General features: G+C 51.9%; 21 protein-coding genes and 1 riboswitch. Of the genes, 19 read left to right on the top strand and 2 right to left on the bottom strand.

Features of this window, described 5'->3' with window-relative positions:
* Positions 1–14 precede the first annotated feature (14 nt).
* The 19 genes from Q7K71_03035 to Q7K71_03125 all read left to right on the top strand — a co-directional run bounded on the left by Q7K71_03035 (position 15) and on the right by Q7K71_03125 (position 19,527).
* On the top strand, positions 15–602 hold the full coding sequence (locus tag Q7K71_03035) for an HAD-IIIA family hydrolase (GenBank protein ID MDO8675078.1): 588 nt from the start codon (positions 15–17) through the stop codon (positions 600–602).
* The gene (locus tag Q7K71_03040) at positions 556–1,641 is read left to right on the top strand and encodes a glycosyltransferase (protein ID MDO8675079.1); all 1,086 of its coding nucleotides are present in this window, start codon (positions 556–558) and stop codon (positions 1,639–1,641) included. Before Q7K71_03035 ends, Q7K71_03040 begins: the two co-directional genes overlap by 47 nt.
* 69 nt (positions 1,642–1,710) lie before the next feature.
* A complete protein-coding gene (locus tag Q7K71_03045; protein ID MDO8675080.1) occupies positions 1,711–2,391 on the top strand; it encodes a hypothetical protein in 681 nt (226 codons plus the stop codon).
* Positions 2,357–3,079: a nucleotidyl transferase AbiEii/AbiGii toxin family protein gene (locus Q7K71_03050; GenBank protein MDO8675081.1), complete on the top strand. Its 723-nt coding sequence runs from the start codon at positions 2,357–2,359 to the stop codon at positions 3,077–3,079. Before Q7K71_03045 ends, Q7K71_03050 begins: the two co-directional genes overlap by 35 nt.
* Before the next feature lie 55 nt (positions 3,080–3,134).
* Positions 3,135–3,359 carry a metalloregulator ArsR/SmtB family transcription factor gene (locus Q7K71_03055; GenBank protein MDO8675082.1) on the top strand — a complete coding sequence of 75 codons (225 nt, stop codon included), beginning with the start codon at positions 3,135–3,137 and terminating at the stop codon, positions 3,357–3,359.
* A 52-nt stretch (positions 3,360–3,411) separates the two neighbouring features.
* Entirely contained in the window at positions 3,412–4,758 is a 1,347-nt protein-coding gene (locus Q7K71_03060; protein ID MDO8675083.1) for a hypothetical protein, read from the top strand.
* 19 nt (positions 4,759–4,777) lie between these two features.
* The gene (locus tag Q7K71_03065) at positions 4,778–5,968 is read left to right on the top strand and encodes a hypothetical protein (GenBank protein ID MDO8675084.1); all 1,191 of its coding nucleotides are present in this window, start codon (positions 4,778–4,780) and stop codon (positions 5,966–5,968) included.
* A gap of 192 nt (positions 5,969–6,160) precedes the next feature.
* On the top strand, positions 6,161–6,586 hold the full coding sequence (gene ssb, locus Q7K71_03070) for a single-stranded DNA-binding protein (GenBank protein MDO8675085.1): 426 nt from the start codon (positions 6,161–6,163) through the stop codon (positions 6,584–6,586).
* A gap of 105 nt (positions 6,587–6,691) precedes the next feature.
* The gene (gene priA, locus Q7K71_03075) at positions 6,692–8,494 is read left to right on the top strand and encodes a primosomal protein N' (GenBank protein ID MDO8675086.1); all 1,803 of its coding nucleotides are present in this window, start codon (positions 6,692–6,694) and stop codon (positions 8,492–8,494) included.
* Positions 8,491–9,423 (top strand): methionyl-tRNA formyltransferase, encoded by a 933-nt coding sequence (gene fmt / locus Q7K71_03080; protein ID MDO8675087.1) that lies wholly within the window; start codon positions 8,491–8,493, stop codon positions 9,421–9,423. The genes priA and fmt overlap by 4 nt, the downstream gene beginning before the upstream one ends.
* Before the next feature lie 40 nt (positions 9,424–9,463).
* Positions 9,464–10,453, top strand: coding sequence for a galactose-1-phosphate uridylyltransferase (locus Q7K71_03085; GenBank protein ID MDO8675088.1), 990 nt, complete (start codon positions 9,464–9,466; stop codon positions 10,451–10,453).
* Positions 10,453–11,454 carry a galactose-1-phosphate uridylyltransferase gene (galT, locus tag Q7K71_03090; protein MDO8675089.1) on the top strand — a complete coding sequence of 334 codons (1,002 nt, stop codon included), beginning with the start codon at positions 10,453–10,455 and terminating at the stop codon, positions 11,452–11,454. The genes Q7K71_03085 and galT overlap by 1 nt, the downstream gene beginning before the upstream one ends.
* A 181-nt stretch (positions 11,455–11,635) precedes the next feature.
* Positions 11,636–12,196 (top strand): ORF6N domain-containing protein, encoded by a 561-nt coding sequence (locus tag Q7K71_03095; protein MDO8675090.1) that lies wholly within the window; start codon positions 11,636–11,638, stop codon positions 12,194–12,196.
* Between the two features lie 90 nt (positions 12,197–12,286).
* A complete protein-coding gene (locus Q7K71_03100; GenBank protein ID MDO8675091.1) occupies positions 12,287–12,961 on the top strand; it encodes a transposase in 675 nt (224 codons plus the stop codon).
* A gap of 83 nt (positions 12,962–13,044) precedes the next feature.
* Complete coding sequence (gene gap / locus Q7K71_03105; GenBank protein MDO8675092.1) at positions 13,045–14,112, top strand: type I glyceraldehyde-3-phosphate dehydrogenase; 1,068 nt, start codon at positions 13,045–13,047, stop codon at positions 14,110–14,112.
* Positions 14,109–16,412 (top strand): 5-methyltetrahydropteroyltriglutamate--homocysteine S-methyltransferase, encoded by a 2,304-nt coding sequence (gene metE, locus Q7K71_03110; protein MDO8675093.1) that lies wholly within the window; start codon positions 14,109–14,111, stop codon positions 16,410–16,412. Before gap ends, metE begins: the two co-directional genes overlap by 4 nt.
* The gene (locus tag Q7K71_03115) at positions 16,409–16,780 is read left to right on the top strand and encodes a hypothetical protein (GenBank protein ID MDO8675094.1); all 372 of its coding nucleotides are present in this window, start codon (positions 16,409–16,411) and stop codon (positions 16,778–16,780) included. Before metE ends, Q7K71_03115 begins: the two co-directional genes overlap by 4 nt.
* 23 nt (positions 16,781–16,803) lie before the next feature.
* Positions 16,804–17,301 (top strand): hypothetical protein, encoded by a 498-nt coding sequence (locus Q7K71_03120; GenBank protein ID MDO8675095.1) that lies wholly within the window; start codon positions 16,804–16,806, stop codon positions 17,299–17,301.
* A riboswitch (cobalamin riboswitch) is annotated at positions 17,277–17,416 on the top strand. Its footprint overlaps the gene before it by 25 nt.
* 146 nt (positions 17,417–17,562) lie before the next feature.
* On the top strand, positions 17,563–19,527 hold the full coding sequence (locus Q7K71_03125; GenBank protein MDO8675096.1) for a TonB-dependent receptor: 1,965 nt from the start codon (positions 17,563–17,565) through the stop codon (positions 19,525–19,527).
* On the opposite strand, the gene metF is transcribed toward Q7K71_03125, so the two are convergent.
* Together metF and Q7K71_03135 are read right to left on the bottom strand one after the other, a co-directional pair.
* Complete coding sequence (gene metF / locus Q7K71_03130) at positions 19,524–20,378, bottom strand: methylenetetrahydrofolate reductase [NAD(P)H] (GenBank protein ID MDO8675097.1); 855 nt, start codon at positions 20,376–20,378, stop codon at positions 19,524–19,526. The genes Q7K71_03125 and metF overlap by 4 nt on opposite strands.
* 3 nt (positions 20,379–20,381) lie before the next feature.
* A complete protein-coding gene (locus tag Q7K71_03135) occupies positions 20,382–21,116 on the bottom strand; it encodes a glycosyltransferase family 2 protein (GenBank protein MDO8675098.1) in 735 nt (244 codons plus the stop codon).
* Positions 21,117–21,135: the final 19 nt, after the last annotated feature.

Genomic DNA, 21,135 nt, shown 5'->3' on the forward strand with positions numbered 1-21,135 from the left:
ACAGGGAATATCATATGAAGGTAGTTTTTTTAGATAGAGACGGCGTCATCAATGAATTCCCCGGCAACGGCAGTTACGTGACCAAGGTGAAGGATTTTCATTTTATCCCCGGCGCCCTGGAAGCGATCCGCGGCCTGACGCAAAGCGGGTGCAAGATATTTGTCATTTCCAACCAGGCCGGCGTGGGCAAGGGCGTTTATTCCATGGACAAGCTCAAGCGCATTGACCGGCACATGGTCAAAAATGTGAACAAGGCCGGGGGGACGATCGCCAAAAGTTTTTACTGCACCCACCGTTCCGACGCGGGCTGCGATTGCCGCAAGCCCGGCATAGGCCTGCTGCGCAAGGCGCTTAAAGGCCTGAACAAGACCATTGCCCACGCGCAGGAGGCATTCTTCGTCGGGGACACCGAAGGGGACATCAAGACCGGGCACAATGCCGGATGCAAGACCATTTTCGCGCTCTCCGGCCGGGAAAACCGCCGGTATATGCGCAAATGGGAAGTCAAACCCGACCACATCGTCAAGGACCTTAAGGCCGCCGCCGCCCTCATCCATGATGAACATTCTCGTCATCCACGCAACGGCCGGAGCCGGGCATAAAAAAGCCGCCGAGGCCATTTTCAACGAACTTCAACGAACGCCCCACCATGTCCGCATCGCGGACGCCCTGGATTATACCCATCCATTCTTTAAAAAGTCCTACGTATTTGCCTATGTTTTCTTGGTGACAAAACTTCCGTGGCTGTGGCAATTCTTTTTCGGACTGCTGGACATCCCGGCGCTGTGGCCTTTGGTGCGTTGGGTGCGGCGCGTTTATAATGGGACCAATGCCGGGGCCCTGGAAAAATTTCTAACCACCGAACAGTTTGACGTCATCATCTGCACGCATTTTTTGGCCGCCGAGGTCCTGGCCTATTTGAAACGCGCGGGGCGCATCCGCGCCAGGGTGATCTGTGCGGTCACGGATTTTGACGTGCACCGCATCTGGGTCAATGAAGGCATTGACGTTTATGCCGTGGCCTGCGACTACACCAGGGACAAAATGCTGGCCTTAGGCGTGCCTGCCACGAAAATATCCGTCACCGGCATTCCCATTGACGGGAAATTTTCTGAATCTTACGACATCGGCGCGTTGCAACGGAAATTGGGACTGCGGGAAGGGCTTTTGACCATACTGATCGCCACCGGTTCTTTCGGCATGGGGCCCATCGCCGCGTTGATCGGGCTTTTAAAGGACCATCAACTCATTGTTGTCTGCGGGCACAATAAAATTTTGTTTGAGGATTTAAAGGGCAGGGCCGGCAAGGACACGCATGTGATGGGTTTGGTGGACAATATGCCGGAATTGATGGCTGTTGCCGACGTCCTGGTGACCAAGCCCGGCGGGCTTTCCATTGCCGAGGCCCTGGCTAGAAAGTTGCCGATGATCTTTTTCAGCGCCATCCCGGGCCAGGAAACCGGCAATATCCGCGTGCTTAAGACCTATGGCGTGGGCAGGGGCCAATGTGCTCCCCAAGAGATCGTCCGCATCATTGATGACTGGAGCTCTTCGCCGCGGATCTTGCGGCGCCTGAAAGACGATCTTGCCATCCTTTCCAAACCCAACGCGGCCGCTGATATTGTCCGTCTCATAACCTAAAGGTCAAACGCCATAGATATGGCTATTTAGCAAAGATGGAAAGGACGCACGGGGCCTTTGATATAATTCTTGACATCTTTCCCGTTTTGGTCTATTATTCTAACAATTCACTTATTCTACAATATGGTTAAGAAACTAAATCGTATACAAGTTCAAGAAAAGCTAAAAAACAGCGGCCTCGTGATTTTTACGCCCCGCGAGTTTTATGACGTCTTTGACGTCTCGCCAAAGACGGGGTCGGTTTTCATCTCCCGCAACATCAAGAGTGGGCTGTTCTTAAAGCTGCGTAATAATTATTATATACTCAAAGACAGCCATCCATCTCTTTATACGATTGCCAATAAGCTTTATCAGCCTTCCTATATTTCCCTTGAATCGGCGCTTTCACATTACGGCATTATTCCCGAGGTCGTTTATGCTGTCACCTCGGTTACACCTAAGCCGACCCGCGAATTTAAAACACCCAAAGGAGTCTTTTCCTATCAACGGATTAAAAAAGGAATATTCACCGGGTACAGTCCGGTCACTCTGGAAGGCCATGTGGTTTTATTGGCAGAGCCTGAAAAAGCCCTTGTCGATTATCTCTATTTTGTGGATCTTAAGAAAATATCGCTTAATGACCGCTTGGACCTTAAAAAGATCAACAAAGGAAAGCTCTTGAAGTTTGTCCGGATTTTCAAACGCAAGGGTCTCCTCAAAAAAGTCACGGAAATTTATGCTGAGCAAAGAAAACCTAGAAAAATTTACTAAACTTCAACAGACATCGACCCAGAACGTGGTGCGCGAATATTGTCAGCACCTCTTTTTGTCTTACCTTTATCAAAATCCCGGTTCAGAAAAGTTGCTTTTTAAGGGTGGGACGGCCTTGCGTATTATCCTAAAAAGTCCCCGCTTTTCAGAAGACCTGGATTTTACAGGGGCAGGTATTACTCATAAAGAAATCGAGGAATTATTTACGAATACACTGGCTAATATAGAAAAGACCGGAATGCCCGTCCATGTCACGGAAGCCACAGGAACGACAGGCGGTTATCTGGGAATTGCCATATTCGAGGCATATGACATGAAGATAAACGTTCAGATCGAAGTTTCGTTGAGAAGAGGTAAGGCATTTAAGAAGACAAGGGCCCTGATCACAAGCGGCTACATTCCGGCCTACACTCTTGTACATCTGGATCTGGATGACATTATCCTCGGCAAGCTTGATGCGCTGCTGGACAGACACAAGCCGCGCGATTTTTATGACTATTTCTTTCTTTTGTCCGGTGATTATCCTGCGGCAAGGACTAAAGAAAATTTAAAAAAGGTGCTGAAACTCCTGCAAAAAGAAAACACCAATTTTCAAACAGAGTTAAAGAAGTTTCTTCCCGCAAGCCACACCATGCACCTGCGGGATTTTAAGAAGGTGTTAGAAAAGAAAATTTTGGCGTACCTTTAAGGAAAATTACTCAATTTACGGAGTAGAATGGTGAAAGAAGAGGAGGCTATTTTACATGCACGAAATGGCTTACAAAGTTAAAGCGGATTTTTTGAGAGTTTTGAGTCACCCTATTCGCTTGAGATTAATTGAAGAACTTAAAGCAGGTGAAAAAAGCGTGGGGTATCTTGTCGCTAAATTAAAGATCGGCCAGTCGAATATTTCCCGTCATCTTTTGGCTTTGCGCAATGCCGGAATATTATCTTCCCGACAGGAAAAGACATGTTTATCCTTGACATAAATATGGATTTTATTTTAGTATACATATATTCGAATATAATAAAGGAAGATACTTGCGGAATCTCTTTCGTGGTCTCGGGATCTATTTAGCGTTTTTTCTTTTAACTTCCGTTTCATTTGCCGAGATTTCCCACAAAGAGTTTCTTTCCAGCAATTTCATCAAATCTTTCAAGAATCAAGAATACAAAAAAGCGCTTAAAGAAGCGAATGAACTTCTTAAAACACATCCCAACGATCCACTGATTCTCCGTTACCGTGCTCTCACTTTAGAAAAACTTCACCATCCTGCCGAAGCGATCAGCCTCTATCATGAGATTTTAGCGGCCCACCCTTACGATGAGCCCGCGCGTTTATTTTTAGGATTGGCGTATATTAAGGAAGGAGAAAATCACAAGGCGGCCGCAGAACTACATCAGGTGGTTAAGCATAGCACTCTTGCGGAATACCGGCATTGGGCGCAGGAACAATTAGACCGCCTGCATGCACATGAGGTTTCTCGCGGCAAATCCATCAAAAAGAAAGTTTATGTTGTGGGAAAAACCGGCGTTGTCTATGACAGCAATCCTTTGTTCACTCCCGATGATAAAGGTCTATCCTCGACTGAAAGAAACCCGGCGGCGCTTTATTTGTTTGAACTGAGTGCCGGATACCCTCTGCGGCTGGAAAGAGATGCCCGTGTAGATATTTTGTATATTGGCCAACAGTATTCTCATAGCCATGGCGCCCATCAGGTGGATTTTACTTCCAATGGTTTTGCTCTGGATTCCAAAAAGCGTACCTTTGCCGGAAAACGGCCATTCTTATTAGGCGGCCGTTATGATTTTCGCGCGAATTTTTTAAGAAGTGATCTGTTTTCTATTGTTAATCGATTTTTTGTCAGCGCCGACACTTCCTTTTGGCACAAGACATTGACGCATTTTTTCGCGCGTTTTGCCGTTTCCAATTACGGTCCCGATGGCGCGGATCCTGACCAATCTTCCCGTGACGGCATCCGCGAAGCCATCGGCATGACGCAATATTTTTATACCAAAAGCCGCAAAACTTTTTTCTTTATCAAAGGGGAAGGTGATTTTAACCAAACCCGCGGAGAAAACTTTAACCGTCAAGGCGTCCTGGCAACCGTTGGTTTTCATACGCCGTTTTTGCGCTTGCACAAAACCGATTTGGACGTGTCCAGTTCTTTTAATTGGGGAGTCTATCCTGAGTTTACATCGCTGTCTTCGTTAGACCCGGAAGGGCGGCGCGATACAGGGTGGGATGTTTATGCCGGCGTGACGCGTCATTGGAAGCCAAATCTGGCAACGCGCGTTTTTTATCGTTTTATTAATTCAGCAAATAGTAATGATTTATTGGATCACAGCCGCCATCTCGCGGGTGTAGAGGTGATTTTTTCATTTTGAAAGTTAAAGGGATAAAAATATGTATAACAGGATAATAATTTTCTGTGGAATTTTGTTGTTGATGTCCGGGTTTGCTTCTTTGGCGCCAGGCGCCGACAGGAATGTGCCCATCGATCAGGCAGTGGGCGGCATGGAGCAAGGAAGCCGAATTCAATCACCGGGAAGTTATAGCAATAAAGGCGTCACTTCAAGCAACCAGGGCGGCACGACAGGTTCTATAACCGATCGCCATACAGTTTTTCAGGAATCTGAAAAAGTGACAACGGCAGACCACCAAGGTAAAAATATTTCCGGCGGTGGAAACCACGGGGTCCTTTATCAGGCCGGACGTGAACAAACAAATGATCCCTCAACTGCCGGCACTCCAACGGTACCCTCAGGACAGGCGGGTGTAGAAACTCAAGAAGGTAATGGTGGAATTCTAGTCGGCGGGGAAACGTCTCCAACAGGTCAAGTCGAAACCGGAGAAATCAGTACAGGGATTGAGAGCCCGGAAACCGCGCCCGAAGAATCATCAAGCGATCCAAGCAATCCCATTGTCGGAGTTGATGCCGAGGTAAGTCCTGAGTCCGGAACGGTTGAAGCTGATACAGCAATTGATACCAGCGGTGAACTGGAAGAGAGGCAGATTCTCGATGCCGATCTGACGGGAGAAACAACGGGTTCGGTAGGGGCGGAAGTCGGCAGCGCGACCGACATTACTGCGGCAGATCTCGTTGAAGAATCAGACATAACGACTCAACTGGTTACCGAGACCATAGGGCAACTTGATGTCGGACAAACAAGTGGTTCAGGGACAACAGGCATGGAGGAATCACCGGGCACTTCGGGTGACCCAATTGTTGATCTTGATACCAATATCAATCCGGAGTCAGGCACTACCGATGCCAGTTTTGATTTAGATACCCGTGGTGAACTTGAAGATACGCAAATTTTGGAATTAGATTTGGCAGCAGAGGATGTAACTTCTATTGATACCGATCTGGGAAGCGCCTCAGGACTCACTGAATCAGAAACGGTTGGGAGTTTGGACGTAACGACCGAGACCGTGGAAAGCCTTATTCCCGCTCCTGCGGATTTGGTCGCGGAGATCGACACAACAGGGCAGACGGTCGGAGCAGAAGTAGATACTGGAATAGCGGCTGATGTGGAAGGGATGAGCGAGGGTGAAGATGTCGTCAGCGACCCGGCCGATGGGCTTGGCCTTTAGCCTATGCCAGCACTGTGCTAGTCGAGACCTCTTATAACCTGAAGGTCAGGGGTTCAAAATAATTGACTTTGATTGTTTTTGTTGTAGGATAACATCATATTGATGTTGCACAAGTCCCTATCAAACCTTCGCAGGGCTGAGAGTTTTTCAGCAGGGCGAGGGTTTTTTATTTTATTAACGAAAGGACTACATATGAGTTTAAACAGCGTAAACATCATGGGCAATTTGACGCGGGACCCGGAGATGAAATACATCCCCTCGGGAAAAGCGGTGTGCGGCCTCTCCATCGCCAACAATCGCGTGTACACCAAAAACGGCGAGAAAGTGACCGAAGTTTCCTATTTTGATGTTGATGTGTGGGGCCCTGCGGCGGAGAATTGCTCCAAATATTTGACCAAGGGAAGCGGTATTATTGTGGAAGGCCGCCTGCGGCAAGACCGCTGGGAGAAGGAAGGCAAGACCCAGAGCCGCGTGCGGATCACAGCGAACGCCGTTCATTTTCTGTCCAAGAAGCAAAACAATACCGCGGGGCCGGACCCGGCCGCGTCCCCCGATAGGCCTGCTGAAACCCAAACGGCCGGAGTCACATCTCCGGAAGACATTGCGTGGCAGGAGTAGAGGTGTGAATCCAAGAAAGTAACAGTAGTGGTGAATGCGAGGTTTAGTATTGAGTGATCATAGTTAGAAATTTGGGTTATATATAATTGAATGGCCCCTCATAAAATGATCGCCCAAGTCGTTTTTGACCTGCCCCTGGAAGGGCCGTTCGATTATGCCGTGCCGCCTGAATTTGAGGCAGGCATTGCCGTCGGTCAAAGGGTGTCGGTGGTTTTGGGACACGCGTCCAGCATCGGGTATGTGGCAGGGTTGGCGGACACCAGCGCCATTAAGAATTTAAAACCCATCCGCGCTATTTTGGACGTTTCTCCCGTCATTGATGACCCTTTGCAACAGTTGGCCAGGCGTATGGAGGCCGCGTACGGGTGTTCGTTGGGCCAGGCCATCGGGCTTATGGTGCCGCGCTTGTTACGGGCCGGGCGCAGGATGGAAAAGGTGTGGCCAGGGCATGTTCTGGATCCCCGACAAAAACTTTCGGGAATGACAAGTGGGGATGACAGTTTTTGGATAGATTCCGTCCACAAGACATTGGACCAGAAACGGACGGCTATCGTTCTGGCGCCGGATGTTTTTGCCATGGAGCGGCTGCATCCGTTGCTGCAGACAGCGTTCGTCGGCGTTCCAATTCTTTTCCATCAGCCGCGCACACCTAAAGAAGAACTGGACCAGTGGACAAGAACGCGGTCAGGGGAATTCAGGATCGTCGTGGGAACAAGGTCTGCTGTTTTTACTCCTTTGCTGGACATGGGGTTGGTCGTCATGACCGACGAGGGCGATCCTTCGTACCGCGAAGAACAAACACCTTTTTACGAAGCCCGGGATGTGGCCTTGATGCGCGCGCAAATCGAAGGGGCACAGGTGGTCGCCACAGGGCCGACCCCGTCGGTGGAGATTTGGCATGCCTTGGGCGCCGGGACACCGGCTGCTGCCGCGTCCGGCGCTGAAATACAGATCGTGGACCTCTCCAATTATAAGTATCTGGAGAAAGGAATGATCTCCCTTGTCCTGCGCAGCCGTTTGGAGGAGGCGTTGAACGCAAAAGCTCAAAGCGTTCTGGTCCTCAACCGCCGCGGGCTTTATGCCGTGACCCGATGCATGGAATGCGCCCTGGTCCTGTCCTGTCCGCGTTGTTCATCGGCCATGACCTTCTCACGCGCAGGCAAACAATACGTCTGTCCCCATTGCCCATCGGTCATGCCGCCGGACACGCCTTGCCCCAAATGTCAAAAGCCGAATTGGAGGTCTTTCGGAATGGGTGTTGAGAAAATACAAAGTGAATTGAATATCCTGTTCCCCCAGGCAAAGGTGGTGACCTTTGAGCGGGGGGATTCGGACCTGCCGGACGGGGACATTTTGATCGCCACCCAGGCCGTCCTGCGTTTTAAGGACCGCTTGAAACCGCGCCTCGCGGCCCTGGTGGATATGGACAGCGAATTGAACCGCTTGGACATGCGTTCTTCCTATCGGTCCTGGGCCTTGGCCGTGCATTTAAGGGCCATGGCGCAAAAAACGCTCATCGTGCAGACGCGCAACAGCACACATCATGTGTTAAGGGCTCTGGCCGCGGATGATGCCCGTATTTTTTACGACGAGGAAATACGTTTGAGGAAAGAACTGGGTTTTTCGCCTTTTGCCCATTGGGCGGCCGTGACCGTGCGCGCCAGGCAGGAAAAATCCGCCATGAGTTTTGCGCGGGATGTGTATAATGTTCTCGTTGCTGTTTCAGGGCAGGGGATGCAGATCTTGGAACCAGGGCCCGGCATCCCGGCGAAAATGCGCGGCCAGTACCGCTTTAAGGTTTTGGTGCAAGGCCCGCGCGCCGAAGATATCACGGCTGTTATTAAAGCGGCTTTGGCCAAGGTCAAACGCAGCGGCCGTTTGATCGTGACCGTCGAGGTGGACCCATGAACATTGTTTTTTTTGGCAGCGGTGATTTCGCGGCCACGCATTTGAACCGTTTGCTGGCATCCGGCCATCGTGTCGCCGGATGCGTGACCAAGGTGGATAAACCGCAGGGCCGCGGCCTGCGCATGGTCCTTTCACCGGTCAAAGAGATCGCTTTGGCCAACGGCATTGCGCATCTTGCGCCGGAAACATTCAAAGACCCGTCGGTGATCGAGCGCCTAAAGGCATTCACAGCGGATCTTTTCGTGGTGGTCGCCTATGGCAAGATCCTGACGCCGCAAATTTTGTCTATCCCAAAAATATTTTGCGTGAACGTGCACGGGTCGCTCTTGCCCAAATACCGCGGGGCAGCGCCTATCAACTGGGCCATTGTCAACGGCGAACAGAAAACCGGTGTTACGGTCATGAAAATGACCGTGCCCATGGACGCGGGGGACGTGATCGCCCAGGAAATGATGGACATAGGGCCGCAGATGACGTCTGTTGAATTGCGCGCGGCCATGGCCCGGCGCGGGGCGGAACTTTTAGTCAAAACGCTGGATGCCATCGCGCAGGGAAAACATCAACTGACGCCCCAAGACCACGCGCAGGCGACGTTCGCGCCAAAATTGACAAAAGAGATGGGGAAAATTACCTGGTCGAGGACGGCCGCGGATATTGACCATCAGATCCGCGGCCTTCAGCCCTGGCCCGGGGCGTATGCGTTTCATCATGGAAAAACGGTGAAGATACTGAAAGCAGTGCCAGGCGCGTCATCGGCGCAAAAGGCCCAGCCGGGACAGGTTTTGTCTGTGGACAAAACAGGAATTACCGTCGCGTGCGGGCAAGGAGCGCTCGTTCTTAAGGAAGTCCTTCCCGAGGCCGGCAAACCCATGCCTGCCGCTGCCTTTGCCGCCGGTCACAGGATCGCGGCGGGTACAATTTTAAACTAATTCATCCGGCCGTATTTGGCCTTGTGTTATAATTTGCCCTATGCCTGAATTGCGCAAAGATCCCGTTGTCAGCCGCTGGGTCATCATCGCCACCGAACGCGCCCGCCGTCCGGCGGCTTTTGTGGACCCTGTTGAACATACAACGCCCGCCGACACTTGTCCGTTCTGCAAAGGCGAACAGGCCGAACAGGTTTATGCCTATGACGGGGTGCGCGTGGTCAAAAGCGGCACGCCGTTCTTTAATTCCGCCGCGTCTTTCGCCCCGCGTGTCCACGGCCTTTATGAGGTTTGCCCCAGTTACGGCGCCCACGAGGTCGTGATCGAAACGCCGCAGCATATCGCTAACATGGCGGACCTGCCCGTCGAGCAGATCAAGAACGTTTTTGCCACCTACGCGCTGCGCATGCGTCATCATCAGCAGGATGCGGCCGTCAAATACGTCCTTGCTTATAAGAACTACGGCCTTGCCGCGGGAAGCCGCGACATCGGCCACACCCGTTCGCAGATCATGGCCGTGCCTGTTTTGCCCATCCGCGTTAAAGACAAGATCATCGGCGCCAAACGGTATTTTGATTTTCACGAGCGCTGCCTGTTCGAGGACCTTGTCCAGCAGGAACGCAGGGAGAGGGAACGGGTGGTCCTGGAAACGGACAATTTCATCGCGTTCACGCCGTTTGCCGCGCGTTTTCCCTTTGAGACCTGGATCGTCCCCAAACGTCATCATTGGGATTTTGCCCAGGGGGTCGCAGGCCTCGAGGGAGAACTGGCGATGGTCATGAAGATCCTTTTGTTGAAATTCAAAACGGGCCTTCATGACCCCGCGTATAATTTTGTCATCCATTCCGCGCCTTTTGAAGGCGGGAAGCCGGATTCAGTGAAGTATCCGACGATCTGCGAGGATTACCGCTGGCACATTGAACTGATGCCGCGCTTGACAAGGGTGGCCGGTTTTGAGCGGGGCACGGGTTTTTACATTTGCCCCATCCCGCCGGAAATGGCCGCGAAATTTTTACGTGAGGTGCAGGCCTGATGCCGGAATTGCGCAGAGATCCGATCGCGGGACGCTGGGTGGTCATGGACACCGACCATCCCAAAGGTCCTGGGGATTTTCTCAAGGAGGACAATGCCCCCTGCCGCCAGGCCATTTGTCAATTTTGTCCGGGCAGGGAGCATTTCACCCCGCCGGAAACAGATGCCCTGCGCCCCGAGCACAGCGGCCCCAACACCCCCGGATGGATGGTGCGCACGGTCCCCAATAAATTCCCGGCGCTGACCAATGCCGGCGCGGTGGGAAAACAGGGGCAGGGGATGTTTGACGTGATGAGCGGGGTGGGGGTCCATGAGGTCATCATTGAAACGCCGGACCACGACAAGGGCCTCGCGGACCTTTCGGCGCAGGAAATGTCCTTTGTCATCAGCCAATACCAGAGCCGTTTGCGGGTGCTGGCCAAAGATCCCCGCCATAAATATGTCTGTATTTTTAAGAATTTCGGCGCCTCCGCGGGAGCCACCGTTGAGCATGCGCACAGCCAGGCCATCGCCCTGCCCATGGTGCCCAAGTCCGTTTTGGAGGAGATCAACGGGGCCGAGGGGTATTACGACCGCCGCGGCCGTTGTGTTTTTTGCGATATCATTCATCAGGAATACGAGGACAAGGAACGCATCGTCGGCGAGAACAACGCGTTTTTGGCTTTTTGTCCGTATGCCCCGCGTTATGCCTTTGAGACATGGATCATCCCCAAAAGCCATGGCGCAGATTTCGCGGACATGGACGCTGGGACGGCCGAAGCGCTGGCCGTCCACCTTCTGGACGTGCTGCGGCGCATCCGCAAGACCTTGTCCAACCCTTCTTATAATTTCTATCTGCACACATCCCCGGTCCATTATGCCAGGCCGGACTGTTACCACTGGCATATTGAGATCATCCCCAAACTCACCCGCAGTATCGGCTTTGAGTGGGGGACAGGCCTGCACATCGTCCCCACCGCCCCGCACGACGCTGCTCGTGAATTAAGGGGACACCCACCGTAACCCGAATTAATTAAGGTTACGGTGGATGTTCCAATAATTGACTTATTAAGTCCGCGATGATACAGTAGTGCTGTTAAGCAGTCTTCCGGTTCCCCGCTGGAACGCAGTTTGTACAAACTCCCCGCATAGATGATCGTTGCATCCATTTCTATTCATTTTTAATCTTTTCAAGGGGTATTCCATGCAAAAACGAGGCGTTAAGAAGAACTCTGTAGCGGTTGAGATCATCCAGAGCAAGATCTGCTTGGTTCGTGGGCATAAGGTCATGCTTGATAAAGACCTGGCGGAAATGTACGGCGTGTCTACCAGGCGGTTAAAAGAGCAGGTCCGCAGGAATCTTAAGCGATTTCCGGAGGATTTTATGTTTGAGCTGACTTGGGATGAGGCGATGTTTTCAAGGTCGCAATTTGCGACCTTGAATCAAGGGCGGAATATCAAGTATTTGCCATACGCTTTTACAGAGCAGGGCGTTGCCATGCTGTCCAGCGTGCTGAATAGCGACAGGGCCATCGAGGTCAATATTCAGATCATGCGGGTTTTTGTAAGGTTGAAAGAGTTGATAATGTCCCGTAAAGACCTGGCCCGCAAGATCGTAGACCTGGAGAGGAAATTCGGTGAGCATGACGCAAAGATCATCCACATATTTGATGCGATCCGGCAGTTGATGGCCGTGCCTGACAGGCGGGACGGTTATAAAAGGACAAAAATAGGTTTTATTGTGGACCGCTCTACACCGGCGTGAGAGTAGTTCTGGGGACACCCACCGTAACCCGAACTAATTAAGGTTATGGTGGGTGTCCCCGTAATTGCCAACCATTTACAAGGGGGATTTATGTCCAGAATCGCGCGCATTGAAATCATCGGATATCCTTATCACGTTGTCCAGCGGGGCAATCGCAACCAGAAAGTTTTTATTAAAGGCGGCGATAAAGCCAGGTATCTGCATATTTTAAAAGTTCAGGCGGATCTGTTCGGTGTGGATATTTGGGCGTATTGTTTGATGGACAATCACGTGCATTTGATCGTCATGCCCAAGCAAAAGGGGGCTTTGACGGAATGCATCAGTGAAACGCACCGGTCGTATACGCGCATGGTCAACTTCCGTGAAGATTGGCGGGGCCATTTGTGGCAGGGAAGGTTTAGGAGTTATCCGATGGACGCAAGATATTTATGGGCAGCGGTGCGGTATGTGGAACGCAATCCCGTAAGGGCCGGCATCGTTGATAAAGCCGAAGATTATTCTTGGTCGAGTGCGAAGGCCCATGTTAAGCGACAGAAGGATGAGGTATTAAACCATTTTTATTTATTGGATGAGATCAGAGATTGGGGATCGTATTTATCAGAAGCCGATGAACAGAAAAGTCTGAAATCTTTGGAGACGCATCAGCGAACAGGAAGGCCGTTGGGAGATAAAGCGTTCGTTGATGATCTGGAAATAAGAACCGGTCGAGTCTTGGCTAAGAGAAAACCAGGACCAGCAATTAAGGTTACGGTGGGTGTCCCCTAATCTCCCCTAATCTCTTGACAAAATTTTGCAGTTGGATATTATTGTAAGGTTTCTTAACACCATAAATATCCGGAGGTAACAGCATGGCAGTCAAAGTCGGTATCAACGGGTTTGGGCGCATCGGCCGCATGGTTTTTCAGGCCATTTGCGACCAGGGCCTTTTGGGCAAGACCATTGATGTGGTCGCGGTCGTCGACGTTTCCACGGACGCGGATTATTTCGCCTATCAGATCAAATACGATTCCATCCACGGCCGTTTCAAGCATCCGGTGACCACCGCCAAAAGCGACCCGTCCAAGCCGGAAGCGGACATCATCGTGGTCAACGGCCACAAGATCAAATGTGTTGCGGCCACCAAAAACCCTGCGGAACTGCCCTGGAAGGCCCTGGGCGTTGACATTGTCATTGAATCCACGGGCCTCTTTACCGAAAGCGAAAAAGCCGCCGGCCATTTGCAGGCAGGCGCCAAGAAGGTCATCATTTCCGCCCCGGCCAAGGGCGAGGTCAAGACCATTGTCATGGGCGTCAATGAAGCCGAATACGACGCGGCCAAACATCATATCATTTCCAATGCCTCCTGCACCACCAACTGCCTGGCCCCGCTGGTGCATGTCTTATTAAAGGAAGGGATCGGAATCGAGACCGGGCTGATGACCACCATCCATGCCTACACAGCCACCCAAAAGACCGTGGACGGCCCTTCCAAGAAGGACTGGAGAGGCGGGCGCGCGGCAGCCATCAATACCATTCCCTCAACGACCGGCGCGGCCAAGGCCGTAGGCGAAGTTTTGCCGGCGACCAAGGGCAAATTGACCGGCATGGCGTTCCGCGTTCCGACGGCGGATGTGTCGGTCGTTGACCTGACCTTCCGTTCCGTTAAAGACACGTCCATCGAAGCCATTGACGCGCTCATGAAAAAGGCCTCTGAAACCTATCTCAAGGGTTATCTGGGCTATGCCAACGAGGAAGTGGTCTCAACGGACTTTATCCATGACAGCCGTTCTTCCATTTACGATTCCCTGGCCACCACCCAGAACAATCTCAAAGGTGAAAAGCGTTTCTTCAAGATCGTTTCCTGGTATGACAACGAATGGGGCTATTCCAACCGCGTGGTTGACCTTGTGCGTTACATTACGGGGAGGGGTCTATGAGCGCTGGCCGTATCAAGACCAAGGTCTTGGGTTATCCCCGGATCGGGCAAGACCGTCAGTTGAAAAAAGCCACGGAAAGTTATTGGAAAGGGGAATTGGGCCTTGAGGCCTTAAAAGAGGCCGGGCGCCAGATCCGCCGGGAGAATTGGCTGAAACAAAAAGAGGCGGCGATTGACCTGATCCCCTGCAATGATTTCAGTTTTTACGACCAGGTCCTGGACATGACCTGTTTGCTGGGCAATGTGCCCGAACGTTTTCATTGGGACGGCGGCCCCATTGATCTGGACATGCAATTTTTTATCGCCCGCGGTTTGCGTCCCGCGGCCGCACAGACAGCGCCTGCCAGCGAAATGACCAAATGGTTTGATACCAATTACCATTATATTGTTCCCGAACTTTCATCCGGCACACAGTTCCGTTTGTCTTCGTCCAAGGTTTTTGACGAATTTCAGGAGGCCCTGGACCTGGGCATCAAAACAGTGCCGGTGTTGATCGGGCCGGTGACCTATCTGATGCTGGGCAAACACCATGACAATGACCCGGCATTTGATCCTTTGACGCTGCTGGAGCGTATCCTGCCGGTGTATGAGGAAATTTTGCGCCGCTTATCCAAACAAGGGGCCCAATGGGTGCAGATGGACGAGCCGGTGTTTGCCCTGGATCTGGGCGAAGATCAGCGCCGGGCTTTGAACAGCGCGTATACGCGTCTGGCCAAAATTTCAGGTATCAAGATCATGGTGGCTTCTTATTTCGGCCCGTTGGGCGATCTTTTGGAGACCTTTGTCCATTTGCCTGCGGCCGGTTTTCACGTGGACGCCGTGCGCGCGCCGCAGGAAGTGGAGGCTGTTGCCCGCGGCATCGCAAAAGACAGGACATTGTCCGTCGGTGTTGTGGACGGGCGCAATATTTGGAAGAACGATTTCACCGCCTCACTGCAGGTGTTGAACAAGGCCAAAGCCATCGTAGGGGATGAACGCCTGATCGTCGCCGCATCCTGTTCGCTCATTCATGTTCCTTTGAGTTTAAAGCAGGAAGCGGGTTTGGACGCCGAATTGAAAACCTGGATGGCTTTTGCCGGGGAGAAATTGGATGAACTGGCCGCGTTGTCCGGTCTGCTGCAAGGGACAGCCGGTCAAGGCATTTTAGAGGCCAACCGGTCTGCTTTGTCTTTAAGGCAGAAAAGTGCCCGCATCCATAACGCGGATGTCCTGCGGCGTTCGCGGGCCGTAAGCCCCAAGGACTTAAAGAGAGGGTCGCTTTTTAAACAGCGCCAGAAATTGCAGCGAGCCAAATTGCGCCTGCCGGTTTTTCCGACGACGACCATCGGTTCCTTTCCGCAAACAGCCGGGGTCAGGGCCATGCGCGCCCAGTTCAAAGCGGGCCGCACCGGGATCAAGGAATATGAAGCGTTCCTGGAATCGGAGATCAAAAAGGCGGTTGATTTTCAGCATGAGATCGGCATGGACATGCCGGTGCACGGCGAGTTTGAACGCAACGACATGGTGGAGTATTTCGGCGAACAGCTGGCGGGATTTACGTTCACGTCCAACGGCTGGGTGCAAAGTTACGGCTCGCGCTATGTCAAACCGCCAATCATTTTCGGTGATGTTCACAGGCCCCGGGCCATGACCGTGCGCTGGTCGGCGTTTGCCCAGTCATTGACCGCTAAACCGATGAAGGGGATGTTGACCGGGCCGGTGACCATCATGCAGTGGAGTTTTGTGCGCAATGACCAGCCGCGCAGTGAAACGGCCAGACAGATCGCCCTGGCCATACGCGACGAGGTTTTGGACCTGGAAAAGGCGGGCATTGCCGCCATCCAGATCGATGAGCCGGCTTTGCGCGAAGGCCTGCCGCTGCGCAGGAAGGACTGGCCGGAATATCTGCGCTGGGCCGTGGACGCCTTCCGTTTGTCCTCCGCCGGTGTCAAAGATGACACGCAGATCCATACGCATATGTGTTACGCCCAATTCAATGACATCATCGAGGCCATCGCCGCCCTGGACGCGGACGTCATTTCCGTTGAAACATCGCGGTCCAACATGGAATTGCTCAAGGCCTTTGAGGATTTTCAATATCCCAACGAAATAGGCCCGGGGGTTTACGATATCCATTCCCCCCGCGTTCCGGCCACGGCAGAGATGGTGGACTTGCTCGCCAGGGCCGTGCGTGTTTTACCGTCAGAGAATATTTGGGTCAATCCCGATTGCGGTTTAAAGACCCGCCAGTGGCCGGAAGTCGAGCAGGCCCTGAAGAACATGGTTGCGGCGGCCCGCACCATGAGGGAACGCAAAAGATGACGGCCAATAAGGACAAGAGTTATGTGTGGCACAAACAGTCGTTCGCTCCCGACTGCGCAACGATAGACTGTTCTGTTCATGACCCGTATAAGGATTTTCATAGGGACCCGTCTGGTTTTTACGCGCTCATCCGTCCGGATTTTACAGCGATGAAGATCGAGGTCGCTGTTTGCAACGCAAAGCATGTGATCGTCAAGATTTTTCGCGGTTCGAAAGTGCAGGACCTGTACGAGGGCATTTTCCGGTACGAAAAGAAACACCGGCTGGCGTGGTTTAAGGACAAAGGCCATTGCGCTTATTTAGGGAAGGAATTAAAGAAAGCGGAACTGGCTTTGGCGTTGGGTCAAAATAACTATTTCCAAGAATGACCCGGTCTGCTATAATAAAAAATATGTTGGCATTCTTACTTGTCTTTTTGGGGGTTGCTTCGCGTTTGGCCGTGCATACGCCGCAGTTCACTGCCATTTTGGCGGTGGCCATGTTCGGCGGCATGTATTTATCGCGCCGTCAGGCCCTGATCGTTCCCGTCGCGCTGATGATCATCACCGACGCGGTCCTTGGATTTCACGACACCATGGTTTTTACGTGGGGGGGCATGCTGGCCATCAGCGCCATCGGCGTGTGGCTGAAAGACCATAAAAGTTTTGGTACGGTCTTTGCCGGCAGTATTTTATCCGCGGTGGTATTTTTCATCGTGACGAATTTCGGCGCGTGGCTCTCGCCGCTGTATCCGCATACTTGGGCGGGCCTGCGCGAATGTTACATTTTGGCCATCCCGTTCTTTAGAAGTACACTGGCTTCAACAGTGGCGTACAGTATGGTGTTGTACGCCGGTTATGAGTGGGCTTTCAAACGCAGTCAGGGCACAGCCCTGGCGCGGCTGTTCTAGAAAATAGCATACCTGTCAGGGAAATCCCGTGCGAACCGGGAACAGTCCCGCTGCGGTGATTTCGCCCATGAGGGGCGGACTAGTCCGAACACTTGACGGTATTTAAAGCGATTACCCGCGAGAGACGGGGGTAAGAGCGCCATATATTGAGTTGGTCACAGGGAGACCCTCGATCGTTTTGTTACGGTCGAGGGTTATTTTATTGTAGGGGCGGGGAACCCCGCCCCTACGTAAGGAGATGATATGTATTGGATGGTTTGTATGTTGTGTTTATTGTTTTCCACCAACGCTTACGCTGATATGGTTGATCTGGATAAGATCGTCGTCATCTCCAGCCGCCTGGCCCAAAATGATTACAAATTGTCTTCTGACGTCACAGTCATTGACCAAGACACGATCGAAGCGTCCAACGCCAGCACGGTCGCCCAGATCCTGTCACAACAATTGGGCGTCAATATTTATGATAACGGGACCGTCAAGACAGCCACTATTGATATCCGGGGATTCGGCGATACGGCCAGCCGCAATGTGCTGGTGCTGGTCAATGACCGCAAGGTGAACCCGGTGGATATTTCCGGGCCGGACTTGCTGCAGATCCCTTTGGATTCCGTCCAGCGCATTGAGATCGTCCGGGGTTTTGGGACCGTCCTCTATGGAGACAATGCTGTCGGCGGGGTGGTCAACATCATTACGAAAGAGGGTCAAGGAAAATTATCCGGTAAGATCAGCGGCACCTATGGCAGCTATGACAGCAGAGGCACCAGCGCCGAAGTTTCCGGCAGTACCAAACATATATCGTATTATGCCTATTCGGATTATGATGACCAGCACGGGTACCGCCAGAACAGCGATGTGTTGAGTAAGAATTTTCAGACACGTTTAAGTTCCAAGGTTTCAGATTGGTTTAAAATCGGGGTGGATGCGACATGGCATCAGGACGCGTATGGCCTTCCCGGAGGGCTTAGCGGCGCCCAACTGGAACAATACGGCCGGCGCGGCACCCGGAATCCTTCCGACAAGGCGTCCACCAAAGATCGGTCCGTCCAGACCACGTTTGATATAAGCCCCTTGAATGAAGATCTGGGCCATTTGGTCATGGATGTTTCCTACCGCGACCGGGACACCTATGCGGACTTTCAAAGCCAGGGCACAGACACCAAGCGCGACAGCAATACAACCGGCATCACCGGAAAATATATTTTTGACAAGACGATCTTTGACCATGAGGTGAACCTGGTCACCGGATTTGATCATTACAATACGGACCAGGACATCCTGGGCGGCGGTTTTAGTTCCGATGACATCACCATTTCCAAAAGGGAATACGGGGCCTATATATCCAGTGAGTTTGAAATAGGGAACCACGTATTTTTGACGGGTGGTACCCGGTATCAAAAAGCATACTATACGTTCAATCAAAAGAACGCGCCGCAAAGTTATCAGAAACAAGCGCCGGACAAACAGGCCTCCATGGTCGGTTTAAAATACGAATATGCCAAGGGTTCCAATATGTTTGCCAATATGCAGCAGAGTTTTCGTTTTTTGGCGACCGATGAATGGTATAGCACGTTCACGGGATTGAACACCGGCCTTAAACAACAGACCGGTACACAGTATGAAGCCGGGATCAAGCATAACTTTAAAGACGCGGTGACCGTTCATGTGACGCCGTACATCACAAAGTTAAGGAACGAGATCTTTGTAGATCCGACGGCCGGAGGGGGTTTTGGCGACAACAGCAATTATGACCGCACCTTGCGGCGCGGCATTGAAATAGGCCAGACCACCGATGTGTTGAAATTCCTGCCGGAGCTGGCGCATGTCAACACGATCGGCTTGTCCACCAGCTATAATTATCAAGACGCGGAATTTGACGGCGGGGCCTTTGACGGCCACCGGATCCCCATGGTGGCCAAAAACCAGGCCAATGCGGTGTTGACGTTAGGGATGTTTGACCATTACAGCGCGTCCCTGATCGGCACCTATGTGGGATCGAGATTTGCCATCAATGATACGAATAATACCACGCCTGCGCTCAAACAGTATTTTACATTAGACGGCAAATTGACCTGCAACCGTGACCCGCTGGAGATCTTTTTTGCGGTGAACAATATTTTTGAACAGAAGTATTTTTCCACCGCCGTGAAATCCACCAATTCCAATAATAAGGATTTCTTTCCGGCGCCGGAACGCAGTTTCACGGTGGGGATGAGCGTAAAGTTTTAGCGAGAGATCTCTTTGAGAATAATGTCCGTGGGGGACAGTTTGTTAAGGGTATAAAAATGCAGGCCGGGGGCCCCGCCCTTCAGGAGTTCCCGGCATTGCGCGACGGTAAATTCGATCCCCGCTTCCAAAGTTTTCTGAGGGTCGTCCGCGAGGGGCTTAAAAATTTTATGGACCTGAGCCGGGATGGAAGCTCCGCAAAGTAAGCAAAATCTCACCAAAGCCTGATAATCCGTAATAGGTAAAATTCCGGGAATAACGGGTTTGTTGACCCCTAACTTTTTTAGACGCGCGATATAATCAAAATAGTCCTGATTATTAAAAAAAAGTTGGGTGATGACATAATCCGCCCCCGCATCGATCTTAGTTTTGAGATGTTGCGCGTCCATTTCGCGATTGAGGGCTAATATATGCCCCTCGGGAAACCCCGCCACGCCGATCGTGAAATGATTGCCGAAATGCTTGCGGATAAAAGCGACCAGGTCACTGCTGTAGCGGAAATTGTCCGGCCCCGCCTTCCAGTCCGGGTTTTCTTTGGGGGGGTCCCCGCGCAAAGCCAGCACGCGGCTGATCCCGCGGCGCTTCATGTCTTGCAATATGGCCTTGATCTCGTCTCTGGTATGCAGGACACAGGTCAAATGCGCCACCGCGGCCACACCATGGGTTTTTTGGATATGCTCAACGATATCCAGCGTCTTGTCCCGGCTCCCGCCGCCGGCACCGTAGGTGCAGGAGATAAAATCGGGCTTAAGGGCGCACAATTGCGCGATGGTCGCCAGCAGTTTTTCGTATCCCTCCGGCGTTTTGGGAGGGAAGAGCTCAAAAGAGATCATGGATGCCCGTTGGTTGGTCATTTTTTACCGGTATACGCCCTGCAAGATATTCCATTTTATTTTTAACAGCCCGGCCAGTGAGGTGAAGACGTTCCTCATGGGCCGCACGGCGGAGTCATGGTGATGGTTCCAAGTCACGGGTATTTCACCGATGCGCAAATCATGGATGAGCGCGATCGCAATGAGATCCGTATCAAACGCCCAGTTCAAGATCTGTTGTTTTTTAAAAATAATGTCCGCTGCCTTCCGGTTGAACATCTTAAAACCGCAGGTAAAGTCCTTGATCTTTTTTCCGACACACCAGCGGGACAAAACGATAAAGCCCTTGCCCAAAAATCGTCTGTGCCAGGGTTGTTTGACCGTATGATCACCGGGCCTGGATTTGCGGTCCCCGATGATCATATCGTAGTCATCCTGACGCATGGCTTCAAGGAATTTGTCCATGGCATCCAGCGACGTGGACAGGTCCGCGTCCATGAACAACCTGTATCGGCCCGCGGCATGGAGCATCCCGTGGCGGACCGCAAAACCTTTGCCGCGGTTTTTTTCATAAGAAAGGACCTTGATACGGCTGCCGGCGCATTCCTGCATCCTGGATAAAGTGCTATCGACGGAGCCGTCATTGACGAGGATGATCTCATAGTTCAAACGCATGGCATCGCATTTTTGTTCAACCGCGCGGGTGTTGTCCCGGACCCTTTTTTCTTCATTGAAGGCGGGGATAATGACCGAAAGGAAAATATCGTTGGCGTTGAACATGACAGATATATGCTACCTT

The sequence above is a fragment of the Candidatus Omnitrophota bacterium genome (assembly GCA_030650275.1).
Classification (GTDB): Bacteria; Omnitrophota; Gorgyraeia; order Zapsychrales; family Fredricksoniimonadaceae; genus JACPXN01.